This window comes from Pelagibacterium sp. (genome assembly GCF_035555455.1).
Taxonomy (GTDB): Bacteria; Pseudomonadota; Alphaproteobacteria; order Rhizobiales; family Devosiaceae; genus Pelagibacterium.
Genome location: NZ_DATMGM010000041.1, coordinates 96452 through 120215, shown reverse-complemented (window position 1 = coordinate 120215; position 23764 = coordinate 96452). Strand labels below are relative to the sequence as shown.

The following is a 23764-nucleotide window of genomic DNA, read 5'->3' as shown; positions in this document are numbered from 1 at the left end:
CTCACGCGCCGCCGGTTAACCGGCCTTTCTGCCGATGCCCATGCGCGCGAGAAGGTTATCGCGGCGGATGAACTGGTGGTAGAGCGCAGCGCCGATATGGAAGACCAGCAGCATCATGAACGTCCATGCCAGCATGCCATGGACGGCGCGCGGGGGCACATCGTCGAGGGAGGGAATGGGCGCGCCTGACGCCAGGGCATCGACGACACCGCCCATGATATTGGTGGCAATGCCGCTGGCGGCGAGGGCCAATATCACTCCGTAAAGAATGACATGCAGGGTGGTGGCGAGGCGGTTCTGCAGAGGGGGAATCGAGGCGTGGGGCGCAGGCTTTTTATCGGCAAACACCCACCAGCCGATGCGGAAAAGCGTCAGGGCGAGGACGAGCAGGCCGAGCACAATGTGGGGAACGAGCAGGCTGCGCCGGAGCGCATCGGTTTCGGCATCCTCGGCATTCAGGCCCAGGACAAGCAGGGCAACGATGAGCAGGGCGGTGATCCAGTGCAAGGCGATTGCCATGCCGCCATACTGGTCGAGGGTGCTCTTGAGGCGCATGAATGCTCCTTGTGCGGTCGGTGAGGCCATGATTACATAGTATGCTATGAAATTTATTTGGCAAGCTATGGATCGTCATGCAACGGGAAGCTTCCGAGGGCTATCTGGTCAACTGGGCGGCCCGTTTGTTCGCGCAGGCCATGGACCGGGAGATTCGTCCGCACGATTTGTCCAGCGCCTATGTGCCGGTGCTGTTTGCGCTCGGTAGGGGAGCGGAACTGACCCAGACGCAATTGGCGCGATTAGCCGCCATCGAGCAGCCGACCATGGCGGCAACATTGACGCGCATGGAACGAGACGGCCTCTTGGCGCGCCGACGCGATCCGCTGGACGGGCGCAAGCAGCTTATCGGGTTAACGCCTAAGGGGCGCGAAAAGGTCGCCGTGGTGGCCGAGGCCGTGCGCCGGATCAACGACGAGGCAACCGAGGGCTGGAGCGCGGCGGACCGGCGGCGGACTCTCGACAGCGTCCTGAGCGTCATCGATAATCTCAACCGCCTGCTGGATGCGCCTCAGGATTGAGCCAGGGCGAGGATCGCGGCGGTGTCCAGACCGTGCGGAAGCGTGCCCAGCGTATGGCCCCAATCGCCGCCGAGGCGGGTGCGGGTGAAAGCGTCTCCGGCGACGCCGGTGCCGCCCCGCAGCAAAAGGCTGGCCTGCAGCAGCAGCGCCATGGTTTCGGTGAGACGGCGGGCCTGATCTTCGGCAAGCGGGCTGGCAAGCGCGGTGTCGAGATCGGCCAGCGCTGCGTCGAAGGCGGGGTCAAGGCCGCGGGTCGAGCGCAACTCGGTCAACAGGGCTTCTGCCGCTTCCGGCGCTCGGGTGAGCGTACGGAGCACGTCGAGGGCGATGATATTGCCCGACCCTTCCCAGATGGCGTTGAGAGGGGCTTCGCGATAGAGAAACGGCATGGGGGTGTCTTCGATATAGCCCATGCCGCCCAGCGCCTCCATGGCTTCGACGGTCACGACCGGGCAGCGCTTGTTGTTCCAGTACTTGGCGAGCGCTACGGCAAGGCGGGCGAACCCGGTTTCGCCGTTATCGAAGGCCCGCGCGACGTGCATGGAGAGCGCAAAGGCTCCGAGCCATTCAAGGGTGAGGTCCGCGAGAACGGCGCGCATCAGGGGCTGGTCGACCAGCTTTGTGCCGAACACGCTGCGTTGGCGGCACCAGTCGAGCGCTTCGACCAGCGCGCGGCGCATCAGCCCGGCGGGAGCGATGGCGGTATCGAGGCGGGTGTGGTGGACCATTTCGAGGATGGCGCGGACGCCGTCTCCCGGGCTGCCGATGATTTCGGCGTAAGCGCCGTGATATTCGATCTCCGCCGAGGCGTTGGCGCGGTTGCCGAGCTTGTTCTTGAGCCGCATCAGGTGGACGGCGTTCAAAGTGCCATTGGGGAGTCGGCGAGGGACGACAAAGCAGGTGAGGCCTTCGGGCAGTTGCGCCAGCGTCAGGACCGCATCCGACATGGGGGCGGAGCAGAACCATTTGTGGCCGGTGAGACGGTAGGCACCATCGGCGGGTTCGGCGACGGTGCGGTTGGCGCGCAGATCGGAGCCGCCCTGCTTTTCGGTCATGGCCATGCCGAGGGTGGCGGCGGGTTTGCCCGAAACGGGAATGTCGGCGGGGTCATAGGCGGGCGTGGTGGCAAGGGTGGCCAGCGTGGCGCTCAAGCCAGCGTGGCGGCGCAGGACCGGGATGGCGGCATAAGTCATGGTCATCGGGCAGCACGTGCCCGGTTCGATCTGGGTTTGCAGATAGACCATGGCGGCGTGGACGGTATGGCCGTTGGGGACTTGGCCAGACCAGGGCAGGGCGGCATAGCCGGCCTCAAGCCCTGAAGCGAGAAAGCGGTGATAGGCCTCGGGATAGCTGACGGTATCAATGCGCCGCCCTCCGGTATCGAAGCGTTCGAGCAGGGGGCCGGGACCGGTGGCAAGGCGCTGGCCATCGGTGAGGGAAGCGGGCGTGTTCAGAGCGGCAGCGAAATCGAGCAGGACAGGGGGCGCATCGGGGACGAAAGCGCGCAGGGCCGGGTCGCCGTCCCACACAGGAAGTGTTTTGCGAAGGGGCGGCTGGTTGGTACCGGCGAAGGGGTCGTTTGGGGCGGTGCGGTGCATCGCGGTATCCTCCCGGCGGGGATTGGAGCGCTGCCGGAGTGGCACGTCAAGCGGCGAGAGGAACCTTTCGTTCTTCGTGCCCGTTTGCGGGACGCCGGTTCGGGCGTAAAAGTCCGGGGTAAAGGCATGGAAAAAGGGGAAAGCGCATGAAGTGGCGGGGACGCAAGCGGTCGGGCAATATCGAGGATCGGCGCGGCGCAAGCGGGGGCATGTTCCGGCCCTCGGCGGGCATGGGCGGAGCGGGATTCCGCATCCCCTCAGGCGGGCGTTCCGGCGGCGGCCTCGGAATCGGTGCGGTGGTCATCATCCTGATCATCGGCATGGCGCTGGGGGTCAATCCACTGGCCTTGCTCGACGGGACGCTGGGGACCGGAACCGGCAGCGGTTCGGTTTCGCGTCCATTGCCCAATGCGGGAGAAGATGAACTGGCCGATTTCGTGGCGGTGGTGGTGCAGGATACCGAAGATTTGTGGACAGATGTGTTCGCCCAGAGCGGCCTGACCTACACTCCGGCGACGGTGGTGCTGTTCACCGATACGGATCAATCGGCCTGCGGGCTGGCCGATGCGCGGACCGGGCCGTTCTACTGCCCCGGCGACCGCAAGGTGTATATCGACCTGTCATTTTACGAGATGCTGCGCAGCCAGTTCGGCGCGCCGGGCGATTTCGCGCAGGCCTATGTGATCGCCCATGAGATCGGCCACCACGTGCAGAACCTGCTGGGCGTGCTGCCGGAATATGCGCGGTCGATCCAGTCGATGAGCCAGACCGACGCCAATGCCTACTCGGTGCGTATCGAGTTGCAGGCCGATTGCTACGCGGGAGTGTGGGCGAATTATGTGGGCGAGGAAAACCTGCTCGACGATGGCGATATCGAGGAGGCGATCAACGCCGCCGAACAGATCGGTGACGATACGATCCAGCGGCGCACCCAAGGCGTTGTGGTGCCCAAGACGTTCACCCATGGCACTTCGGCCCAGCGCAAAACCTGGTTCGAGCGCGGCTACGGCGCCGGCGATGTGGGGCAATGCGATACGTTTTCAGGGGCGATATGAGTGGCGGCACCTGTCCGGTTCGGAAGCGCGATGGACCAAGGAGTTTCGGGTGCCGGTTGATCTTGTGAATCAGCTTTAAGGATGGTGGGAAAGCGATTCCGGAAGGGCCGGTAAGGCATTGATCTGGAAGTGAGAATTTAAATGAGGGACAGCGGACTTTCCGCGATCTCCAGCTGCCTTTTCCTCAGAGTGTCATCCTGGGCCTCATCCGGGATCCAGTACGCGGCGACGGGGGAGAGAACCGCAACTCTGCCGGTTACTGGATCCCGGGTCTTCGCCCGGGATGACAAGGTTGGGAGCGGGGGAGCCCCGGTGGCCTTTTTCAAAAGCGGTGCACCCCCTTCATCCGACCGCTTCGTGGCTCGGAAATGCTCAGCCCTTACAGCGTGATGCGGTAGCTGCCGAAGCCGCTTTCGGCGACATCGACATATTCGATATCGACGGCGGTGACATCGGCCAAGTGCTCCTGAGCGCGGGGGCCGGTTTCGAACAGAACCGTGGTGTCGCCGATCGGGGCCAGTGACCAGTTGCTGTCGGCAGCCGGATCGATGGTGCCCTGTTCGACGATGTAGCGCACGATCAGGTCGCGATTGGTATCGGGACCAACGAAGATAACCTTGTCGGCCCCGGTCCCCGGGAAACTGCCGCCGCCGCCCGCGCGGTAATTGTTGGTGGCGACGATGAACTGCGCGTCGGGATCGATGGGCTGGCCGTCATACATCAGATCGATGATGCGCGCGGCGTCGGGGTTTTCCAGCCCGCTGCCATCGGGAGCGTATTTCGACGGCTGGCTGACGTCGATCTTGTAGCTGACACCATCGATCACGTCGAAATTGTAGGACGGGAAACCGGGATTGATCAGCGGCTGATCGGCGTCGCCGGGAGTGACCTGATTGAAAATCCCGGCGGAGCGTTCGAGCCATTCGCGCACTTCAGCGCCTGTCACCAGCACCGCCTGAATGGTGTTGGGGTAGAGATAGAGGTCGGCGACGTTGCGGATGGCGACCGGGCCGACGGGGACGTCGGTGTAGTAGTCCGGGCCGCCGCGGCCGCCCGCCTTGAACGGAGCGGCAGCCGACAGGATCGGGATGCCTTCCCATTCGGTGCCGATCATCATCTGTTCGATATAGGCCGCTTGGGCGATGTTGACGATCTGGACGGACGGATCGTCGGCGACCAGAGCGAAATAGGAATGGAGCGGGGCCGCGGTCTCCCCGACCGGGCGGCGCACATAGTCGAGGGTTGCCTGATGCGGTTCATCGACGGTTTCAAGAACCGCCGCATCGGACTCGACGGTCGGGGTGACGGCCCCATCGACGCGTTCATAGATGGGGCGCGCTTCCGAGGTGTGCGAGAGGATCGACCACTTGCCGTCCGCATCCACTTCGAGCAACAGATCGACCAGACCCATATGACTGCCCCAGAAACCGGCCATGACGGCAGGCTTGCCGTTCAGCGTGCCCGCAGCGGTATCGACACCGTCGATGCCTTCAAAATCCGGGCCGGGGAACACAAGATGCTGGTGGCCGGTCAGCACAACATCGATGCCATCGACGCCCGCAAGCTGAAGCGAAGCGTTTTCCATCATCGGGCCGTCGCCGGCTTCGATGCCGGAATGGCTCAGCGCGATGATGATATCGGCCCCTTCGTCGCGGATTTTGGGCACGTAGTATTGTGCGGTTTCAACGATATCGCGCACAGAGACCTTGCCGGTGAGGTGCGCGGAATCCCAGGTCATGATCTGCGGTGGCGTGAAGCCGATCAGGCCGATGCGGATGGTGTGGGTCTCGCCTGCGCCATCGGTCAGTTCGCGCTCGATGATGGTGTAGGGCGCAAACAGCGTATCATCATCACCGGGATCAGCCGCCAGCTCTGCCCCGCGCACGACGTTGGCGAGCACGACCGGATATTTCGCGCCGGCCATGGCCGCATCAAGGAAATCCAGCCCGTAGTTGAATTCGTGGTTGCCGATGGTGCCGGCGTCGTAGCCGAGCGTATTCATCGCGGCGATGGTGGGATGGGTATCGCTGCCATCGACGCCGCGCTCATAGGCGACATAGTCGCCCATCGGGCTGCCCTGGATGGCATCGCCATTGTCGAGAAGGATGGCGTTGCCTGCTTCGGCCCGGACGCCTTCGATGATCGAGGCGGTGCGGGCAAGGCCGAGGGTATTGTCGGCATTGTCCGCGTAATAGTCATAGGGCACGATATTGACGTGGATGTCGGTGGTTTCGAGGATCCGCAAATGGGCCTGATTGGCCTGAGCGAGAGCCGCGAATGGGTGCATGACGATGGCAGCGGCCCCCACTGATGCCGTGCCCGCGAGGAATGCCCGCCGGGATATTGTCAGTGAATGATACATGATGTCCCCTCCAGGAATATCGAGTTTCGGCCGTGCGAAGCGCTACGGCCCGGCGCGTTCGCCCTCCCCCAATGCTCCAGTTTCCTGACAGGCATGTGACGCGCGCAGCGGCAGCGTCGCGGTTTTTTATCGTTTGGTCAATTTTAAATCGGATATGGCAGCGCGCACAAAAAAGGCAGGCGCGAAGGCCTGCCTTTTTAAAACCGATACTATTGCCTGGTGCGCTATTCCGCGATTTGCGGCATGCCCTTCTGTTCACGGACATAATTGACGAAGCGCGTGAACAGATAGTGGGAATCGTGCGGGCCGGGGGAGGCTTCGGGATGGTACTGGACCGAGAAAATCGGCTTGCCATCGACGGACAGCCCGGCATTGGAGCCAGCGAACAGCGAGATATGGGTTTCGCTTACGCCTGCGGGAAGCGTGTCGCGGTCCACGGCAAAGCCATGGTTCATCGAGGTGATTTCAACCTTGCCGGTGGTCAGGTCCTTGACCGGATGATTGGCACCGTGGTGGCCCTGATGCATCTTGCGGGTCTTGGCGCCGAGCGCCAGGCCGAGCAGCTGGTGGCCCAGGCAGATGCCGAAGATCGGCTTGTCGGCGGCAATGAGTGCCTGAATGGTCGGCACGGCGTATTCACCGGTCGCCGCGGGATCGCCGGGGCCGTTGGACAGGAAGATGCCATCGGGCTCGTGGGCGAGAATGTCCTCGGCGGTGGCGGTGGCCGGAACCACCGTCACGCGCGCGCCCTGATCGGCGATCGAGCGCAGGATGTTGCGCTTGGCGCCGTAATCGATGGCGACGATGTGGAAATCAGGATTTTCGACCTGTCCATACCCCTCGTTCCAGCGCCAGCTGGTCTCGTCCCAATTCAGCGTCTGGGTGGTGGAGACGTCCTTGGCCAGATCAAGGCCATCAAGGCCGGGGAAGGCATCGAGCTCGGCAGTGAGGGCTGCATCGTCGAACCTGGCATCGGGCGCATGAGCGATGACGGCGTCGGACAGGCCGTTCTCGCGGATCAGGGCGGTCAGTGCGCGGGTGTCGACACCGGAAATGCCGATGATGCCGCGCTTTTTCAGCCAGGCATCAAGGCGCTCGACGGCGCGATAGTTGGACGGATTGGTGATATCAGCCCGAACGACGACGCCGCGCACACCCGAAGCACCGGCCATATTGATGGTTTCGATGTCTTCGTCATTGGTGCCGGCATTGCCGATATGGGGGAAGGTGAAGGTGACGATCTGGCCGGCATAGGACGGATCGGTGAGGACTTCCTGATAACCGGTCATGGCGGTGTTGAAGCAGACTTCACCGGCGGCCATGCCGGAAGCGCCGATGCCATGGCCTTCGAGGCGCGTACCATCGCGCAGGACGAGGACTGCGGTGGGTGCGGATTCTTTCCAACCGGACACTGGGTTTCTCCATCGAGATTGGGGCGCGCGGAACCGCCAGCCAGTATCGCCGTTGGTGGGTATTCCGCCTGTCGCAAGATTTGGCGCGAACCTATTTCAACCACGGGGCGCGGTCAACCGAGTCGGGCGGAATTTAAGGCGTTGTATTTCAATGGCTTGCAAGGGTGCGCCAAAGCGCGCATCAGCCAATTGGCAAGGGCTGCGGGCTTGGGTATAGGATCGGCCCCATCAGATAACCATAAGGACGCGGACAATGCGTGATCAGATCAATGCGGCAATGAAGGACGCGCTCAAGGCCCGCGATGGCCGCCGGACGACGACGCTGCGCCTCATCAACGCGGCGATCAAGGACCGGGAAATCGCGGCGCGGGGCGAGGGCAAAGACGGAATCGCCGATGAAGACGTGCTCGCCATCCTGCAAAAGATGGTGAAGCAGCGCGAGGAATCGGCAACCATCTACGCGCAGAATGCCCGGCCCGAACTCGAAGCGCAGGAGCGTGAGGAAATCGAGATCATCCGCGAATTCCTGCCCAAGCCCTTGTCCGCGGCGGACGTGGACGCGGCCATCACGGCGGCGATTGCCGAAACCGGGGCCGAAGGGCTGCGCGACATGGGCAAGGTGGTGGCCGTGCTCAAGGCGAAATATCCCGGGCAGATCGATTTCGGGCAGGCCTCGCGGCAGGTGAAGGCGCAATTGGGCGCGTAAGCCTTTTCCGACAGATAAATCAGGCGTATGCTCTGCAAGTTGATTGCGGCTTGTGGGGTTACGATGCCTGCTGAAAAGAAGTCCTCTCGCTATCCATCCATTTTGACCGGCCTGCGCGGCGTGCTGATGCTCGTCGCGGGGCTTTATGCGGTGGTGTTTCCGGCCTCGGCCTTGCTGGTCCTGACGACCTTTGCGGCGGCGCTGTTCGTCGTCGACGGCGTACTGGGGCTATGGTCCATCACCTTTGGCGGCGGCAAGACCGGAAATTTCTGGTTCGACGTGGTGCGCAACGCGCTGTCCATTCTTGTCGGTGTGCTGATCCTGATCTCGCCATTCCTGGGGACGCTGATTACGGCCACGTTCCTTGTCTATCTGGTCGCTTTCCAGGCGATCTTCGTGGGCGTGATGGAAATCGTGGTCGTCATCCGCGAGCGCGAGCTTTACGAGAAAATCTGGCCGGTGCTGCTAAGCGGCGCGCTCTATGTGCTGTTCGGGCTGTTGCTGCTGTTCGCCCCGATCGCGGGGGTGCTCACTCTGGTGATGCTCGGCGGCGTGTTGCTGATCCTGTTCTCGTTCGCGCTGTTCGGGCGGGCATGGAAGCTGCGCAAGGCGGGGTATTGACCGCCTGTGGATAAGCGGGAAAAGCGTGTGAGCGCGTGACAACAGGTAAGTGAATGCTTACCTATCCTTCATGCGCTTTTCCGATGCCTTTCTGGATGAAATCCGTAATCGCCTGCCCATCACCCAGGTGGTGGGGGAGCATGTCGCGTGGGACAAGCGCAAGAGTCAGCCGGGCAAGGGCGACATGTGGGCCTGTTGCCCGTTCCACGGCGAAAAAAGCCCAAGTTTTCATGCGGATGACCGGCGCGGGCGCTATCACTGCTTTGGCTGCGGGGCGAGCGGAGACCATTTCCGCTTCCTGACCGAAAAGACCGGCGTGAGCTTTCCCGAGGCGGTGGAAATTCTCGCTGGCCGGGCCGGCGTTCCGATGCCGGAGCGCAACGAGCGCGCGGAGAAACAGGCCGCCGCCCGGCGGTCGCTGCACGACGTTATGGACCTGGCGACGACCTATTTTTCTGAAGCGCTGGCGCATAATGTCGGGGCGCGGGCCAGGGGCTATCTGCTTGAGCGCGGCGTGTCCGGGGCGATGCAGCAGCGGTTCCGGATCGGGTTTGCGCCCGACAGCCGCAACGGCCTCAAGGAATTCCTCGCCGCCAATGGCGTCTCGCTCAACGACATGATCGCCACCGGACTGGTGGTGCATGGCGACGATATCGCGGTGCCCTATGACCGGTTTCGCAACCGGCTGATGTTTCCCATCACCGATTTTCGCGGGCGGGCGATCGCGTTCGGGGGGCGGGCGCTGTCGGCTGACATGGCGGCGAAATATCTCAATTCGCCGGAAACCGAACTCTTTCACAAGCGCCAGACGCTCTATAATGGACAGTCAGCGCGCCAGGCAGGCTATGACGGCAAGCCGCTGATCGTGGTCGAGGGCTATCTCGATGTGATCGCAGCGGTTTCCGCCGGATTCGAGGGCGCGGTGGCTCCATTGGGGACGGCGCTGACCGAGGAGCACCTGACGCTGTTATGGCGCATGACCGACATTCCGGTGCTGTGCTTCGATGGTGATGCCGCCGGGATGCGTGCCGCCGAGCGGGCAATCGACATCGCCCTGCCACAGCTGCGGCCCGGCAAGTCGATCAGCATCGTGACGCTGCCCGGCGGGATGGACCCCGACGATATCATCAAGCAGCAGGGGCGACAGGCGTTCGCCGATCTGATCGCGGGCGGGCGACCACTCGCGGAAGCGGTGTGGGCGCTGGAAACGGCGGGCGGCATCCCCGAGGCGCCGGAACAACGCGCGGCGCTGGAAGCGCGGCTGCGGGAACGGGCTGCAAAGATTGCCGATGTGTCCGTGCGGCGGCACTATGGCCAGGCGTTCGACGAAAAGATCGCCAGCCTGTTCGTCTCGGCGCGCGGGCAATATCGGGGGCGCAGCGGATTCGACCAGAATCGGCGGGGCGGGCCCCGAGGCGGGCAGGGTACGGCGCGCGGCAATCCGCGTATGCTGGTGTCTGACACGCTGCGCAATTCGCGCCTGCTGCGCGGCGGGGCGGCGCCGGATATCGTCCCGCGCGAGGCGGTGATCCTCATGAGCCTCGTCAACCATCCCGAACTGGTGCATTCGCGCCATGAGGCACTGGCCGAACTCGAATTCCAGTCGCTGCCAGCGCGCCGGGTTCTTGCCGCTCTTCTGGATCTGGTGGTGATGCATCCCGATATGGGGCCGCATGGGGTGGCCGAGGCGCTGATCGCCACCGGGCACGGACCGGTTCTGGACCGGATGCGGGACGTGCTGGCGCGGCAGGGCGTATGGCAGACCGAGGCGGAAACCGCACAAATCGACGCGGAGACCGGATTAAGACACGCGCTGGCCTTGCATTACAAATCCGTTCAACTAAATAGGGAACTCAAAGCAGCCGAATTGGCGCTAGGCGAAGACCTGAGCGAGAACGCATTCGAGCGGCTGCGTGACATCCAGAATCAGATTTCCAGTGTCGATGGTACTGAGGCATTGATCGAGGGATTTGGTTCGTTATCCGGGCGTGCGACGCGGAGTCTTTGAAAAAAGATGATTCGTGTCCGCGCACTTTTGCGTGTATGGAGCGAACCTGCACCACGGAAATCGAACCAGAATCAGGGCCTTCTGCGCTCGCGGAAGCAAAGTATTAACCCTGACATGTCTTTCAATCCGGTTCCAGTGCGATCATCGGACCGATGACACCAGTGCCGCCGTACACGGCGCGGCTCAGGAGAGCGAACTATATGGCCACAAAGGCAGCCAACCAGACCAAGAACGAAACGGACAACAAGCCGGAATCGCAGAGCGAAGCCCCGGACGGCCCGCTTCTCGATCTTTCCGACGCGGCAGTCAAGAAGCTCATCAAGACCGCGAAGAAACGTGGGTACGTAACCTACGAAGAAATCAACGCCGTCCTGCCGAGCGAGGAAGTGACGTCCGAGCAGATCGAGGACATCATGGCGATGTTCTCGGACATGGGCATCAACGTCATCGACGAGGATGAGGTCGAAGAGGCCGATGCGGATTCCGCTGAGGAAGAGGGCGGTGAAATCGCCCCCGCCACGGGTACGGCGGTCGCCTCCACCTCCAACGCCAAGGCCGGTTCCGACCGCACCGACGACCCCGTTCGCATGTATCTGCGCGAAATGGGCACGGTGGAGCTGTTGAGCCGCGAAGGCGAAATCGCCATCGCCAAGCGCATCGAGGCCGGTCGCGAGACGATGATCGCGGGCCTGTGTGAAAGTCCGCTGACCTTCCAGGCCATCATCATCTGGCGCGACCAGCTCGCTGAGGGCGAAATTCTGCTGCGCGACATTATCGACCTAGAAGCGACCTATGCCGGGCCGGACGCCAAGATGGCGGAGCCTGCTGCTGCCAATCCTGACGGAGACAAGGCTGGCGCGGGCAAGGCCGGCGCCGACGACGACAAGGACGGCGGCAGCACCGAGGACGAGGACGACGACGACGAGTACGAGAACAATCTCTCGCTCTCGGCCATGGAGGCCGAACTCAAGCCTCAGGTGGTGGAAACCTTCGACCGCATTGCCGAAGCCTATGGCAAAATGCGCAAGATGCAGGACCAGCACGTCGAAGAGCAGCTTGCCGCCAAGGAACTCGATGTCACGGAAGTGCGCGAGTTGGAGACCTGGCGCGGGCAGGTGATCACCGACGTGAAATCGCTGTCGCTGAACGCATCGCGTATCGAGAGCCTTGTCGAGCAGCTGTACGACATCAACAAGCGGCTGGTGCGCAATGAGGGTCGCCTGCTGCGGCTCGCCGAAAGCTACAAGATCAAGCGCGACGATTTTCTCAATGCCTATTACGGCTCGGAACTCGATCCGGACTGGGCCGAAAAAGTATCCGAACGCTCCGAAAAGGGCTGGGACGACTTCGTTGGCCGCGAGCGCGCGACCATCGATGAGCTGCGCGGTGAAATCCAGACGCTGGCCACCGAAACCGGGCTCGACATTGCCGAATATCGCCGCATCGTTTCCAAGGTGCAGAAGGGCGAGCGCGAGGCGGCCATCGCCAAGAAGGAAATGGTCGAGGCAAACCTGCGCCTCGTCATTTCGATCGCCAAGAAATACACCAACCGCGGATTGCAGTTCCTCGATCTCATCCAGGAAGGCAATATCGGGCTGATGAAGGCGGTGGACAAGTTCGAATACCGCCGGGGTTACAAGTTCTCGACCTATGCGACGTGGTGGATCCGGCAGGCAATCACCCGCTCGATCGCCGACCAGGCACGCACCATCCGTATTCCGGTGCACATGATCGAGACGATCAACAAGATCGTGCGGACGTCACGCCAGATGCTGCACGAGATCGGGCGCGAGCCGACACCGGAAGAGCTGAGCGAAAAGCTCCAGATGCCGCTCGACAAGGTGCGCAAGGTCTTGAAGATCGCCAAGGAGCCGATCAGCCTCGAAACTCCGATCGGGGACGAGGAGGATTCCAACCTTGGGGATTTCATCCCCGATACCAATGCGATCCAGCCGATCGATGCGGCCATCCAGTCCAACCTGCGCGAGACCACCACGCGGGTGCTGGCGTCGCTCACTCCGCGCGAGGAACGCGTGCTGCGTATGCGGTTCGGGATCGGGATGAACACCGACCACACGCTGGAAGAAGTCGGCCAGCAGTTTTCGGTGACGCGTGAGCGTATCCGCCAGATCGAGGCCAAGGCGCTGCGCAAGCTCAAGCACCCGAGCCGGAGCCGCAAGCTGCGGAGCTTCCTGGATAACTAACGTAAGCGGTGGGGCAGTGCCGACGATATCGTATTTCTATGGTATCGTGATCCAGATGTTCTGGAACGATCATGCTCCACCGCATTTTCATGCTCTCTATTCCGAGCATGAAGCGGTCATTGCCATCGAGACGCTCGATGTCATCAGGGGTGGGCTGCCGCGCCGTGCAATGGCGCTGGTTCTGGAATGGGCGAGGGACAGTCGGCCCGCGCTTATGGAGAATGGGAGCTATGCCGGTTACATCAGATGCCCAAGACCATTCAACCGTTGAAATAGTGCCGGGAATCCGGCCAGTGGCACCTTGGCGGGTTGTCTCGGTGGACGCTCTTGAGGGCTTCAGGCTTAAGGTTCGCTTTGTCGACGGTCTTGAGGGGCTCGTACATATGAAGGACCTGATCCGTTCGAACAGGGCCGGCGTATTTGCTTCGCTGCGCGATCCAGCAGTTTTTGCCCAAGTTCATCTAGCGATGGGCGCTGTGACGTGGCCCGGTGGCATCGATGTCGCCCCGGATGCTATGCATGACGAAATCGAAAGGCACGGCGAATGGACGCCAGCGCCTTGACGACAACGAGGAACTATCCAGCATGTCTTTCTTGAAAAAACTCTTCGGAGGCGGTGCGCGGAAAGAGGACGGTCCGTCCGTCGACGCGCAGGAAGACTATGAGGGCTACACCATTACGGCTGCCGTGATGCGGTCTGGCGGGGAGTTCCAGATCGCCGGAACGGTGGAAAAGGACGTGGACGGCGAGGTGAAGACGCATTCGTTCATCCGCGCCGACAAGTTCACCAGCAAAGACGACTGTATTGCCGCGACCCTTGCAAAAGGACGGCAGATCATCAAAGAGCAGGGCAGAGCGCTGTTCGACTGACCAGGTTCAGTTCGCGCAAACCCTCGTTTTCAGGCCCTGCCGCCACAGTCGGGCGGCGGGGCTGTTCATATGAAGATCGGATAATTCACCATGGCCAGGAAACCAACCGTTCGCACGGAGTTCGTGCTGTTCGACATCGTCTATGAGGATGGCAGCCAGCGCTCGAACCGCAAGGTGGACGCAAGCCTGCTGGGCGGACTGGATGGGGATGAGCCCGCCCGCACGGCCATCATGGATCAGGATCGGGCGATCTCCGAGAAATCAGGCGTGCCGCCGCTCAAGATCGCGACGATCACCCGCAGTTCGAAGAAATAGGCGCCTCTGGAGCCTATTGAAGCTGGGCGCTCGGCTCCTGGACGATTTCCGGACGGCCTGTGCCATCGGGATCGCCGAGCGTAAAGGCGTACCAGCCCACAACCAGCAGAGCGACGATGGCGAGCGCGCGCAAGATCAGCCGGCCCCAGCGGGGCGTGTGGGCAGATTCATCTGGATCGAGATAGGTCATGATGGCTGCTTCCTCATGCCGTGATCCTGAAAACCGTGAGCATGGTTTTCAGTCCGATGCCCTGACTCAAATCGCAGGGCGGAAGATTGGTTCCGATGCGAGCGCCGCGAGACCAGAAAAAAAGGGCCGAAGCACAATGCTCCGGCCCTTTTTTGTTTTCTTTTCGGAGCCGATTATCCGGCAGATCCGACCATCGGGGTGATCAGCGGCGTGATGCGGCGGACGGTGACCCGGCGGTTGATGCGCTCGGCGTTCTGGGTGTTGAGCTTGAGATAGCGCTCGCCATAGCCCTGCGTCGCCAGGTTTTCGGCAGGGATGCCATAGACCCGGTTGAGCGCATAGGCCACGGCCTCGGCGCGCCGGTCCGACAGGGCCAGATTGCTCAGATCGGAGCCGACCGCATCGGTGTGGCCTTCGATGAGGAAGGTTTCCGCCGGGTTGCGGGCGATCAGATCGAGCATGGCGTTGGCAACCGCCGACAGGGTCCCAATCTCGGACTGGGAGATATTGGCGCTCGCAGTCTCGAAGGTCAGGTCGCCGATTTCCAGACGCCGGACCATGTCGCGCAGGCGGGCCGAGCGCTTGACCTCATCGATGGTGTAATAACGCTGGAGCGTTTCCACCGGCGGTTGATTGAGGAAGCTCTGCACCTGCTGCTGGTTGGCATAGGAAGCGTCGAGCACATAGTCGCGCGCCGGGATATCGAGACGAAGCGGCGGCAACTGCCGGCCCGGATCGATCCAGCGCCCCTGATCATCATAGCGGCGATAGCTGGGATCGACGTAAACGAGCAGGATTTCACGCCCATCGGGCTCGATGCGCGAGCGGCGGACGATATCGCCATAGCGATCACGAATGGTGATCAGGCGGCTGCCATCGGCACGCAGGATCGTTTCGCGGGTGCGGCCTTCCGACAGGTCCTCGACATAATATTGGCGGTCGTCGGGATAGACGATGCGCGGGGTATCGGGGGTGTCGATGAACTGGTTGGCACCGATGGCGAAAATCGTCGCCAGACCGATGGTGGCGATGATCTCGGCATTGGAGGGGCCTTCGCGCACTGGTCCGACCAGCACACCGCCCTGTTGGGCAGCAGGCGGCTGGCCGGGGGCCGCAGGTTGGCTGAGGGTTGCCGTTGCGGCTTGCTCGGCGGCCTGCTCGATCTGGGTGATCGACACTTCCTGACGGTCCTGACCTTCTTCGGCCTCGATGGACGGAATCTCCGTCACGTCGATTTCGGTAGGGGCCTGGGCCTGTTCGGCGGGGGCCGGAGCTTCGGCTTCGCCAGCGTCCGCATCGGCGGCGTCATCGATGCCGGCAGCGGCATCCTTCTGGCTGTCGAGCAGGGGAGCGACTTCGTCAACCTGAGTGCCCTCGGGGACGATTTCGCCCTGGATGTCGCCATCAAGGATGATGTCGTCTTCCATGGGCTGGGCAGGCGCGGGCTCTTCCACCGGGGCAGGCTGGCCTTCCGCCGGGGCAGGGGCCGCATTGAGCGCGGCCTCGACATCGAGGATTTCGAGATCGATGCCAAAGCCGGCAAGGCAGCCGTTCAGGTCGGTCTGGCCGAGGGCTTCGCAGATGCCCCGCAACTCGGCTTCGGCATCGCGAACCGACTGGGCGGCAGCGGTGGTATCCCCGCCAGCGGCAACCGCAGACCGGAAATCGGATGCAGCGGTCTCATAGGCGGATACCGCATTGGAAAGCGAGGCCGGGACGCCTGGTGCCGGTTCGACAGGCGCTGGCTGTTCGGCAGGTTCTGCCGGTTGAGCTTCCGGAGCAGGAGCGGGTTCTGGAGCAGGAGCCGGAGCGGGTACGGCCTCGGGTTGTGGTGCCGGCTCTGGTGCGGGCGCAGGTTGGGGCGTTGGCTGTTCGACCGGCGCAGGCGCGGGTTCCGGCTGCGGCGCGGGCTGTTCAACCGGCGCGGGAGCAGGTTCTGGAGCCGGAGCAGGAGCCGGTTCCTCAACCGGCTGCGGCGCGGGAGCCGGTTCGGGCGCAGGAGCGGGTTCGGGGGCCGGAGCCGGTTCAGGTTCCGGCGCTGGGGCAGGTTCTGGCGCGGGCACCGGTTCTTCTACAACCGGAGCAGGTTCCCCTACGGCTGGCGCGGGCTCTTCGATCACCTGAGCCGGGGCTTCCGGCTCAGGGGCGACTTCGGGGGCCGGGGCGGCGGGAGCGTTGAAGCCGCCGCTTTCAAACAGAGCGATGCAGGCGCTGACGTCCGGCTGTCCCAGTGCGGCGCACAATGCGCTCAATTCGGTATCGGCTGCGGCGAAAGTCGCCTGGGCGGCGCTCACATCCTCACCCGCGGCCTCGGCGGCGCTGAGGGCGGCCTGGGCTTCACGATAGGTCTGGATGGCACCGGCCAGCGCGGGTGGCGCGGCCTGGGCGACTGTCAGGGTGGGCATGGCGCCTTGTGCAAACAGAGGCGCAACGGGCGTGCCGAGCATGAGCAGGGCGGTGCTGGTCAAGAGCAGTTGCTTGAATTTCATGAAGATCGTCTCCTTTGCCCCCCGGCAAGGCCGGTCACCGCCATGGCGGTATCATGGAAAATTTTTTACAACACGCGCTGTCGGCGCGAATGTTGGCGTTCAAGGGTATCGCAATCCCGACTCAGAAACAGCTTTTCCGCTTTCCTGATGTCTTCAAGGATGCCTTAGCAGTGTCAAAATGACGGCAAGCTGAACGAAAACGGGGGTACAGCGCTGCACCCCCGTCAGGATCGTTATTGCACAGGCGTCACGTCCGCCGGGGCGGGCGTAACCGGAGCCGGCTCAGCGGGAGCCGGTGTGGCGGGCGCAGCCTCGGGAGCCGCATTAACAGCCGGGGCGTCGACCGCCGGGGCGGCTGGCGTCATCGGAGCCGGCTCAGTGAGCGGCGCGGTTTCGTTGGCCGGAGGGGTAATCGGGGCCGGTGCCGGCGTCGTGCTTTCCACTGCCGGGGGCGTGTCCACAGGTGCAGGTTCGCCACCGCTCAGGGCGATAAAGCCAATGATGAGAACGGCAAGAACGAGAATGCCGCCGATCCACCAGCCGGCATTACCCCCGGAGGTGACGGCGCGGGCCCGCTCCCGCTCGGCGCGTGTGCGGTCCGTGTAGTCGCGGTCAATATCAGCCATTTCAGTCTCCATTCGGGTTGAACATCAGCGGCGGCGGGCCGCCAGCCGGTGCCGGGTGTCGAGCGCGCGCGAAGACGGCGCCGCACAGAAAATCGTCCGAAATCGTCTCCATGGCGCGTACGCTCGGGATGTCACGAAAACGCGACCGGCAAGAATGGGTTCCCGACCCGGGTTCAGATAGACTAACAGTGATGCCAAGATACGACAGGTGCACAACATGCGTCAGAACAGCGAAACGCTGGAGATCAGCACCAGCGGGCCCGGGCTTTATGACTTTACCCGCGAGGTGGGGCGGTTCATGGCCGCGGCAAGGATCGAGGATGGATTGCTGACGGCGTTTTGCCGCCATACCTCGTGCTCGCTGCTGATCCAGGAAAATGCCGACCCGGACGTGCAGACCGATCTGCAGACTTTTTTCGCGCGGCTGGTGCCCGAAGGGGCGGACTGGGTGCTGCACACCACCGAGGGGCCGGACGATATGCCCGCCCATATCAAGGCGGCGCTGACCCAGACGTCGCTGTCGATCCCCATTGTCGGGGGACGGCCTGTACTGGGAACGTGGCAGGGACTTTATCTTTTCGAGCACCGCCGGCATCCGCATCGACGCCAGGTCGTGCTGCACGCCATGGGTACCTGAAACATCAGGACAGGTCGACAGAACAGGCGAACTGCCCGATAGTCGCGCTGTCGCCTTCCGGCGGGGCGGGGAGCGCAGTCGGGCCTTTCGCTTTTCACCGAATCGCTTCAAGCGCTTCACAGTGTTTGTTTTGTCCCGTTTTTTGCAAGGGCATCGGGCTTTGCAGAAAACGCAGTACCGTATCAGTGCCCGTTCCCGGCGGGCAGTTCAGGATTTTCTGTCTTGACCGATTTTCTTTCGCTCTATCTCCCCTTTGCCCTTGGTCTGAGTGTGACCGGGGCCGTTTCCGGCGTGATGGCCGGGCTGCTTGGCATCGGCGGGGGCATCATCATGGTGCCCGCCATGGTGCTGGCCTTCCAACTGCTGGGCTACAACCCGGATGTGCTCATGCATGTGGCGGTGGGCACATCGCTGGCGGTGATCATCCCGACGGGCCTGCGCAGCGCGCGATCCCACGATCGGCGCGGGGCGGTGGACCATAGTATTCTCAAGCTGTGGGGGCCCTGGATTGTTGGAGCATCGCTGATCGGGGGCCTGATGGCCGGGCTCTATACGTCCGCAGCGTTGCAGATCATCTTCGGGGTGATGGCGCTGTTCATCGCGCTCAACATGGCGCTGCCGGTGCAACGCAAGTTCATGGAATCCATGGCGGGCGTGCCGATGGTCAACCGCATATCGGCGGTTGTCATCGGGTATGTCTCGGCGCTCATGGGCATCGGTGGCGGATCTTTGACCGTGCCCACGCTGACGGCGCTGGGCAATCCCATTCACACGGCGGTGGGCACCAGTTCGGCGCTGGGCGTGCTGCTGGCCGTTCCTGCGATGATCGGCTTCGTCATTTCCGGCTGGAACGCAGTGGGCACGCCGCCGCTCAGCCTCGGCTTCATCAATATTCCGTCGCTTGTGCTGATCGGCGGGCTGGCGACGCTGACCGCGCCGTTGGGGGTGACGCTGGCGCACAAGCTGGACGCCAAGCTGCTCAAGATCGTCTTTGCGATCTTTCTGATCGTGGTGGGCGGCCGCATGATCGTGCAGGCGTTCGCAGGGTAAATTGGAATTCTGACAAAAACGGCCGGAGCAATGCCCCGGCCGTATTCTCTCCGGCAAGAGAACGATCAGTCGTCGATGTCCCAGGAAATGGTTGTGGTGATCGAATAGGTCATCTCACCGGCTTCGACCGGAACCGCCATTTCGGCGGATACGGACATGGCCCGCGCCTGATACATGGGCATGGGCGGGGCGGCCATATCGGTTTCGCGGATCGATTCGATCGATCCGAGACGGACGCCAGCCGCTTCGGCATAGGTGCGGGCCTTGGCGAGGGCATCGGCCACGGCGAGCTTTCTGGCTTCCTCTTCGAGCTTGCCGGTTTCGGCGACGGCAAATGAGACGCTGTTGATGGTGTTTGCGCCCACGGTCACGGCCTGATCGAGAACCGAGCCGAGCTGTTCGAGGTCGCGCACCACGATGGTGACGGCGTTGGAAACTTCATAGCCCTGGATTTGCGGCGGCAGGGTATATCCGGACTCGTCGCGTTGGTCCGAATAGACATATTGCGGGCTGACCGTGAAGTTCGAGGTCTGGATGTCGCGGTTTTCCAGCCCCGCATCGCGCAGCGCGGCGACGAGATCGGCCATGGCAGTCGAATTGGCGTCGAGCGCTTCACGGGCGGTTTCGCCCTGGGTGGTCACTCCGGTCGTGACCGTGGCCATGTCCGGGGCGGCACGCACCGTTCCCGTGCCGCTGAGGGTCATGGAATCGGCCAGCGCAGGACTGGCCAGCAAGGCGGCCAGGGCAATTGGCGCAAAGGTCAGGGGAAAGCGCATGAAAAGTCTCCTGAATTCTCTTTATCGGAATATTGGTTCAGCTCCTCGCAGAACGCTCGCAACACGTCCGTGCATCGCTTTGGGACATGATGCGGGTTCTCAGTCTATCATGAGAACGGCGCAGGATCGTTTAGGAGGTTTCCCCGCCGCTTTCGCGCATAGTGATTGCGATGCAATACGACTGTTTTGCGGCATCCAACTGTCTCGTGGAAAAACCGATGCCCTGACGCAAAACCGGATGGACCTTACCGCTTGAACTCGCTAGGACTTCCGGGCGTGGGCCTGTAGCTCAATTGGTTAGAGCCGACCGCTCATAACGGTCTGGTTTCCGGTTCGAGTCCGGACGGGCCCACCAATCAAATCAATGACTTAGAGATATATTGCGGTGGGGTCTGCAGTTCACTGAACCTAACTCACGATTCTGGCGCGTTTCGTGAAGTTCAGAACCTCCGCGACATTGTCGGGGCGATTGATGCAACCCATCTCGACCCTGCGGCCTTCAGGACACTTGAGAATGTACTGGCAGGAACCTTTGGGTTCGGAGGGGCGGCCACTGTTAGCGGAATGCCGTCACTACCCAATCCTTCGGTGCGTTCAAGGATGAGGCACGCCAACGCTGGATGACGCCAGTTTCGATCAGGTGGCGTTGTTTCGCTTAGTGCGTCGCCACCACCCAAACACCCGCCACAGCAAGACAACGACCAGCACAGCGCACAGTGCCAGAAATCCGAGGATCGACCCGAGCAGGGTCTCGCCCCAACCAATGAACGGCTGAGTACAGCCGAAACCGCCGAAACCAAAGGAGCAGTGCGTCTCTGCGATGTACCCGGTGATGAACAGGGCGGTAGCGCAGGCTGCAAGCAATCCCAGCATGATCCAAGGGAAGTGCCTCATCAGGTCAGCCCGGCCATGCAAACGAACCAAACGGAGCTGCGCCGTGCGAATGCTCGAAACATTGCGTACTGAAAAACCCAACGATGAGCGTGTTGGGGCCGGCGGCAAAACCGGAATCCAGTGAGTAGCTGTTTCCGGTTACAGGGTCTGTAGCGGCAATGTTCACCCCACCGTTATCGAGTTGGCGATGACGAGTGATTTTCCAGTCTTGCGAGGCCCAGGCATCAACTGCCTGCTCAAGCACTTCGGCAGCATTATCCGCTGCGCCTCTCCATCCAACCCATACATAGAACATGAGGTCTGAAAGCTCGCCTCGCTGACCGGTGCAGCGATTGATTCGGATATCGAGCCGGTCTGTTTCTGTATCTAACGTGGCGATGAAGGTCTCGATGTGCGGGGCGAATGACCGGACGGCGTCATCGGCCGAAATTGCTTGATGCGGCTGAGCCGTTGCGGGCGTTAGCATAGCCGCCATGGTGGCGACGGCGATTGCCGCAGAAGTAACCCGTAGAGACATGCTCGTTTCCGTTTCAGGTTTCAGCTGTTGGACGACCCAACTCAACCACACCTTGGCGCTGCGGACCATTTCCGCCGTTTCGCCCCTTCGGTTTGGCACCCCACGGCAACCAGCAGGCTTTCCATCGACGCCCATTCACTTGTGCCGGAAACCGGATCCCTGAAGACTGCGGTGGCTTGAGGGCGATTGTGCATGGTTATCTGCCAAAATGAATTAGGTTTGGAACTGTCCATGCTGCATTGTACGTTCCTGATGGGCATTACTCTCCAGCGGCAAGGCCACCACCCCGATGTTTAAACTCTTCATCATCAATCCGCCGGTGTTCTTCGGCGCTGTGATTGTCATCGGCCTCTTCCTCGCTATCGGCATCGTTTTTCCACATCAGGCCGATGAGGTGTTTGGCTTGATTCAGTCGGGCATCCTGCAGACTTTTGGCTGGTTCTACCTGCTCGCCGTCGGAATCTTCCTCGTGACGGTGCTGCTGCTCTGCTTTGGCCGATACGGCCGGCTCAAGCTGGGCCCTGACGACTCCACACCCGATTTCAAGTTCACTTCGTGGATTGCCATGCTGTTTGCTGCCGGCATGGGCATCGGCCTGATGTTCTATGCCGTGGGTGAGCCCATGTCCCATTTCATGGAGCCTCCAACCGCCGAGCCGCGCTCGGTCGCCGCGATGCGTGAGGCGATGACTGTCACCTTCTTCCACTGGGGCATCCATGCCTGGGCAATTTATGCAGTCGTGGGGTTGTCGCTGGGCTATTTCGGGTACCGATACAATCTGCCGCTCACCATTCGCTCCGGGCTCTATCCCTTGCTCAAGGAGCGGATCAATGGCCCGATCGGACACGCGGTCGATATTTTCGCGATCGTGGGCACCATGTTTGGTATCGCCACTTCGCTTGGCGTCGGCGTGTCGCAGATGAATGCCGGGCTGGCCTATTTGTTCGACTTCCCCGTGGGCCCGATTGTCCAGTTGCCGCTCATCGCGGGCGTTACGGCACTCGCGACTCTTTCGGTGGTCAGTGGACTGGACAAGGGCGTACGCATTCTTTCCGAGACCAATCTGATTATCGCGATCCTGCTGATGCTGTTTGTGCTTGTTGTCGGGCCCACCACGCAGCTTTTCCGCGATCTGGTGCAGAATCTCGGGCTCTACCTCGACTCGATTGTGCTCCGCACGTTCAATATTTACGCGTACGAGCCAACACCGTGGATCGATGCCTGGACCCTTTTTTACTGGGCCTGGTGGATTTCCTGGTCACCGTTCGTTGGCATGTTCATCGCCCGCATCTCGCGCGGGCGCACCGTGCGCGAGTTCGTTACTGCTGTATTGTTCATCCCTGCCGGCTTTACCTTCATCTGGATGACCGTTTTCGGCAATACCGCAATGTTCATTGATACCGGGGTTGCCGGAGGTGACGTTGGCCGGGCCATCGCTGCCGATATCTCAACCGGGATGTTCCGCTTTTTCGAATATCTGCCGTTCACCGGCCTCACCTCGACGGTCGCCATCATCCTTGTGGCCATTTTTTTCGTCACCTCCTCGGATTCCGGCTCTCTTGTGGTGGACTCCATTGCTGCCGGTGGAGAAACCGAGACGACGATAGGGCAGCGCGTCTTCTGGTGCGTCATGGAGGGGGTGGTCGCGGGCGCCCTCTTGCTGGCGGGTGGCTTGGCAGCGCTACAGTCGGCTACCGTTGCCAGCGCCTTGCCGTTCACCGTCATCATGCTGGGCTTAGTCTGGTCGCTCACTATGGGCATGCGCGCCGACCTGGCCCAACAATACGCACGCACTGCTCCACGAGCATCGGTTACGCCGGCCCAGCCTGCGGCTGGGTTGACCTGGCAGCGCCGTTTGGCCCTCATGATGCGGTCGCCGAACAAGAAGGACGTGGAGTCCTTCATCGTCAGCGAAGTCCGTCCCGCTTTGGAGCAGGTAGCAAGCGAGCTTACCGATCGCGGTCGATCGTCGCATGTGGAGACCGACGAAGACGGGAACCTCGCTCTGCGCTCGCCCGCCGAGGGGTTGCGTGACTTTATCTACGGGGTCAGCCTGACTGCACAGCCTATCGCAAATTTCGCTCCGCTTGCTGCGAGCAAACCTTCCTATCGCTATGAAGCGCGTACCTATTTTTCAAGCGGCGGTCGCGGCTATGACATAATGGGGCTGAATCGGGATCAACTCATCGCTGATATTCTGGCGCAGTTTGAGCGCTACCTCCATCTCACCCATTCCCCGGAGGTCCAGCTTTTGCACGCGGCACCCGAGCACACGCAGAGCGAATAGCGCTTGGCGGCAATTGCCAGGATCGGTCGGATAATTCTGATCGGGAGCCTTCGCCCGCACCGGATGGTCTT

At 62.1% G+C, this 23764-nt stretch carries 24 protein-coding genes and 1 tRNA gene; 14 read left to right on the top strand and 11 right to left on the bottom strand.

What is annotated here, in order from left to right:
* Positions 1-15: 15 nt before the first annotated feature.
* A complete protein-coding gene (locus VNS12_RS08065; RefSeq protein ID WP_325487315.1) occupies positions 16-555 on the bottom strand; it encodes a cytochrome b in 540 nt (179 codons plus the stop codon).
* A 77-nt stretch (positions 556-632) separates the two neighbouring features.
* On the opposite strand from VNS12_RS08065, the gene VNS12_RS08060 reads away from it, so the two are divergent.
* Positions 633-1076, top strand: a complete 444-nt coding sequence (locus VNS12_RS08060; RefSeq protein WP_325487314.1) for a MarR family winged helix-turn-helix transcriptional regulator — start codon at positions 633-635, stop codon at positions 1074-1076.
* On the opposite strand, the gene VNS12_RS08055 is transcribed toward VNS12_RS08060, so the two are convergent.
* Positions 1067-2674 carry an acyl-CoA dehydrogenase family protein gene (locus VNS12_RS08055; protein WP_325487313.1) on the bottom strand — a complete coding sequence of 536 codons (1608 nt, stop codon included), beginning with the start codon at positions 2672-2674 and terminating at the stop codon, positions 1067-1069. The genes VNS12_RS08060 and VNS12_RS08055 overlap by 10 nt on opposite strands.
* 146 nt (positions 2675-2820) lie before the next feature.
* Between VNS12_RS08055 and ypfJ the strand changes: the two genes are divergently transcribed.
* Positions 2821-3729 (top strand): KPN_02809 family neutral zinc metallopeptidase, encoded by a 909-nt coding sequence (gene ypfJ, locus VNS12_RS08050; RefSeq protein ID WP_325487312.1) that lies wholly within the window; start codon positions 2821-2823, stop codon positions 3727-3729.
* 379 nt (positions 3730-4108) lie between these two features.
* Here ypfJ and VNS12_RS08045 read toward each other — a convergent pair whose 3' ends face one another.
* Positions 4109-6091, bottom strand: coding sequence for a bifunctional 2',3'-cyclic-nucleotide 2'-phosphodiesterase/3'-nucleotidase (locus VNS12_RS08045; protein ID WP_325487311.1), 1983 nt, complete (start codon positions 6089-6091; stop codon positions 4109-4111).
* Positions 6092-6315: 224 nt separating this feature from the next.
* On the bottom strand, positions 6316-7503 hold the full coding sequence (carA, locus tag VNS12_RS08040) for a glutamine-hydrolyzing carbamoyl-phosphate synthase small subunit (RefSeq protein ID WP_325487310.1): 1188 nt from the start codon (positions 7501-7503) through the stop codon (positions 6316-6318).
* A 253-nt stretch (positions 7504-7756) separates the two neighbouring features.
* Here carA and VNS12_RS08035 point away from each other — a divergent pair, with 253 nt between their 5' ends.
* The 8 genes from VNS12_RS08035 (at position 7757) to VNS12_RS08005 (ending at position 14227) form a co-directional block, all read left to right on the top strand.
* On the top strand, positions 7757-8209 hold the full coding sequence (locus VNS12_RS08035) for a GatB/YqeY domain-containing protein (RefSeq protein ID WP_325487309.1): 453 nt from the start codon (positions 7757-7759) through the stop codon (positions 8207-8209).
* Positions 8210-8272: 63 nt separating this feature from the next.
* Entirely contained in the window at positions 8273-8830 is a 558-nt protein-coding gene (locus tag VNS12_RS08030; RefSeq protein ID WP_325487308.1) for an HdeD family acid-resistance protein, read from the top strand.
* 70 nt (positions 8831-8900) lie between these two features.
* Positions 8901-10838 carry a DNA primase gene (gene dnaG, locus VNS12_RS08025; protein ID WP_325487339.1) on the top strand — a complete coding sequence of 646 codons (1938 nt, stop codon included), beginning with the start codon at positions 8901-8903 and terminating at the stop codon, positions 10836-10838.
* A gap of 200 nt (positions 10839-11038) precedes the next feature.
* Entirely contained in the window at positions 11039-13042 is a 2004-nt protein-coding gene (gene rpoD, locus VNS12_RS08020; RefSeq protein ID WP_325487307.1) for an RNA polymerase sigma factor RpoD, read from the top strand.
* Positions 13043-13058: 16 nt separating this feature from the next.
* Positions 13059-13313 carry a DUF4160 domain-containing protein gene (locus tag VNS12_RS08015; protein ID WP_325487306.1) on the top strand — a complete coding sequence of 85 codons (255 nt, stop codon included), beginning with the start codon at positions 13059-13061 and terminating at the stop codon, positions 13311-13313.
* Positions 13264-13605 (top strand): DUF2442 domain-containing protein, encoded by a 342-nt coding sequence (locus VNS12_RS15440; protein ID WP_414693088.1) that lies wholly within the window; start codon positions 13264-13266, stop codon positions 13603-13605. The genes VNS12_RS08015 and VNS12_RS15440 overlap by 50 nt, the downstream gene beginning before the upstream one ends.
* Positions 13562-13912 (top strand): HlyU family transcriptional regulator, encoded by a 351-nt coding sequence (locus VNS12_RS08010; protein ID WP_325487305.1) that lies wholly within the window; start codon positions 13562-13564, stop codon positions 13910-13912. The genes VNS12_RS15440 and VNS12_RS08010 overlap by 44 nt, the downstream gene beginning before the upstream one ends.
* Before the next feature lie 90 nt (positions 13913-14002).
* Positions 14003-14227 carry a hypothetical protein gene (locus VNS12_RS08005; protein WP_325487304.1) on the top strand — a complete coding sequence of 75 codons (225 nt, stop codon included), beginning with the start codon at positions 14003-14005 and terminating at the stop codon, positions 14225-14227.
* 13 nt (positions 14228-14240) lie between these two features.
* On the opposite strand, the gene VNS12_RS08000 is transcribed toward VNS12_RS08005, so the two are convergent.
* The 3 genes from VNS12_RS08000 to VNS12_RS07990 all read right to left on the bottom strand — a co-directional run bounded on the left by VNS12_RS08000 (position 14241) and on the right by VNS12_RS07990 (position 17532).
* Positions 14241-14417 (bottom strand): hypothetical protein, encoded by a 177-nt coding sequence (locus tag VNS12_RS08000; protein ID WP_325487303.1) that lies wholly within the window; start codon positions 14415-14417, stop codon positions 14241-14243.
* Between the two features lie 173 nt (positions 14418-14590).
* The gene (locus VNS12_RS07995; RefSeq protein WP_325487302.1) at positions 14591-16906 is read right to left on the bottom strand and encodes an OmpA family protein; all 2316 of its coding nucleotides are present in this window, start codon (positions 16904-16906) and stop codon (positions 14591-14593) included.
* 233 nt (positions 16907-17139) lie between these two features.
* Complete coding sequence (locus tag VNS12_RS07990) at positions 17140-17532, bottom strand: hypothetical protein (protein WP_325487301.1); 393 nt, start codon at positions 17530-17532, stop codon at positions 17140-17142.
* 217 nt (positions 17533-17749) lie between these two features.
* Between VNS12_RS07990 and VNS12_RS07985 the strand changes: the two genes are divergently transcribed.
* A complete protein-coding gene (locus VNS12_RS07985) occupies positions 17750-18169 on the top strand; it encodes a secondary thiamine-phosphate synthase enzyme YjbQ (protein ID WP_325487300.1) in 420 nt (139 codons plus the stop codon).
* A gap of 222 nt (positions 18170-18391) precedes the next feature.
* Positions 18392-19219, top strand: coding sequence for a sulfite exporter TauE/SafE family protein (locus tag VNS12_RS07980; protein WP_325487299.1), 828 nt, complete (start codon positions 18392-18394; stop codon positions 19217-19219).
* A 65-nt stretch (positions 19220-19284) separates the two neighbouring features.
* Here the strand turns inward: VNS12_RS07980 and VNS12_RS07975 are convergent, their stop codons facing one another.
* Positions 19285-19995 (bottom strand): SIMPL domain-containing protein, encoded by a 711-nt coding sequence (locus tag VNS12_RS07975; RefSeq protein WP_325487298.1) that lies wholly within the window; start codon positions 19993-19995, stop codon positions 19285-19287.
* Between the two features lie 278 nt (positions 19996-20273).
* Between VNS12_RS07975 and VNS12_RS07970 the strand changes: the two genes are divergently transcribed.
* Positions 20274-20350, top strand: a tRNA-Ile gene (locus tag VNS12_RS07970).
* 281 nt (positions 20351-20631) lie between these two features.
* Here the strand turns inward: VNS12_RS07970 and VNS12_RS07965 are convergent.
* From VNS12_RS07965 to VNS12_RS07955, 3 genes are all read right to left on the bottom strand, one after another.
* Entirely contained in the window at positions 20632-20889 is a 258-nt protein-coding gene (locus VNS12_RS07965) for a hypothetical protein (protein WP_325487297.1), read from the bottom strand.
* 4 nt (positions 20890-20893) lie between these two features.
* Positions 20894-21541, bottom strand: coding sequence for a hypothetical protein (locus tag VNS12_RS07960; protein WP_325487296.1), 648 nt, complete (start codon positions 21539-21541; stop codon positions 20894-20896).
* A gap of 78 nt (positions 21542-21619) precedes the next feature.
* Positions 21620-21751 (bottom strand): hypothetical protein, encoded by a 132-nt coding sequence (locus VNS12_RS07955; protein WP_325487342.1) that lies wholly within the window; start codon positions 21749-21751, stop codon positions 21620-21622.
* Between VNS12_RS07955 and VNS12_RS07950 the strand changes: the two genes are divergently transcribed.
* Complete coding sequence (locus tag VNS12_RS07950; protein WP_325487295.1) at positions 21696-23693, top strand: BCCT family transporter; 1998 nt, start codon at positions 21696-21698, stop codon at positions 23691-23693. The two genes, VNS12_RS07955 and VNS12_RS07950, sit on opposite strands and share 56 nt — an antisense overlap.
* The last annotated feature ends 71 nt before the right edge of the window (positions 23694-23764 follow it).

Bases quoted from the DNA above. Each gene is read 5' to 3' on its own strand.
- VNS12_RS08005 (WP_325487304.1), top strand. From the start codon at position 14,003: ATGGCCAGGAAACCAACCGTTCGCACGGAGTTCGTGCTGTTCGACATC.
- VNS12_RS07955 (WP_325487342.1), bottom strand. From the start codon at position 21,751: ATGACAATCACAGCGCCGAAGAACACCGGCGGATTGATGATGAAGAGT.
- VNS12_RS07975 (WP_325487298.1), bottom strand. From the start codon at position 19,995: ATGCGCTTTCCCCTGACCTTTGCGCCAATTGCCCTGGCCGCCTTGCTG.
- VNS12_RS07990 (WP_325487301.1), bottom strand. From the start codon at position 17,532: ATGGCTGATATTGACCGCGACTACACGGACCGCACACGCGCCGAGCGG.
- VNS12_RS07950 (WP_325487295.1), top strand. From the start codon at position 21,696: ATGTTTAAACTCTTCATCATCAATCCGCCGGTGTTCTTCGGCGCTGTG.
- dnaG (WP_325487339.1), top strand. From the start codon at position 8,901: ATGCGCTTTTCCGATGCCTTTCTGGATGAAATCCGTAATCGCCTGCCC.
- VNS12_RS08055 (WP_325487313.1), bottom strand. From the start codon at position 2,674: ATGCACCGCACCGCCCCAAACGACCCCTTCGCCGGTACCAACCAGCCG.
- rpoD (WP_325487307.1), top strand. From the start codon at position 11,039: ATGGCCACAAAGGCAGCCAACCAGACCAAGAACGAAACGGACAACAAG.
- VNS12_RS08045 (WP_325487311.1), bottom strand. From the start codon at position 6,091: ATGTATCATTCACTGACAATATCCCGGCGGGCATTCCTCGCGGGCACG.
- VNS12_RS07995 (WP_325487302.1), bottom strand. From the start codon at position 16,906: ATGAAATTCAAGCAACTGCTCTTGACCAGCACCGCCCTGCTCATGCTC.
- VNS12_RS07985 (WP_325487300.1), top strand. From the start codon at position 17,750: ATGCGTCAGAACAGCGAAACGCTGGAGATCAGCACCAGCGGGCCCGGG.
- VNS12_RS08035 (WP_325487309.1), top strand. From the start codon at position 7,757: ATGCGTGATCAGATCAATGCGGCAATGAAGGACGCGCTCAAGGCCCGC.
- VNS12_RS08030 (WP_325487308.1), top strand. From the start codon at position 8,273: ATGCCTGCTGAAAAGAAGTCCTCTCGCTATCCATCCATTTTGACCGGC.
- VNS12_RS08060 (WP_325487314.1), top strand. From the start codon at position 633: ATGCAACGGGAAGCTTCCGAGGGCTATCTGGTCAACTGGGCGGCCCGT.
- ypfJ (WP_325487312.1), top strand. From the start codon at position 2,821: ATGAAGTGGCGGGGACGCAAGCGGTCGGGCAATATCGAGGATCGGCGC.
- VNS12_RS08000 (WP_325487303.1), bottom strand. From the start codon at position 14,417: ATGACCTATCTCGATCCAGATGAATCTGCCCACACGCCCCGCTGGGGC.
- VNS12_RS15440 (WP_414693088.1), top strand. From the start codon at position 13,264: ATGGGAGCTATGCCGGTTACATCAGATGCCCAAGACCATTCAACCGTT.
- VNS12_RS07965 (WP_325487297.1), bottom strand. From the start codon at position 20,889: ATGAGGCACTTCCCTTGGATCATGCTGGGATTGCTTGCAGCCTGCGCT.
- VNS12_RS08010 (WP_325487305.1), top strand. From the start codon at position 13,562: ATGACGAAATCGAAAGGCACGGCGAATGGACGCCAGCGCCTTGACGAC.
- VNS12_RS07960 (WP_325487296.1), bottom strand. From the start codon at position 21,541: ATGGGCGTCGATGGAAAGCCTGCTGGTTGCCGTGGGGTGCCAAACCGA.
- VNS12_RS08065 (WP_325487315.1), bottom strand. From the start codon at position 555: ATGCGCCTCAAGAGCACCCTCGACCAGTATGGCGGCATGGCAATCGCC.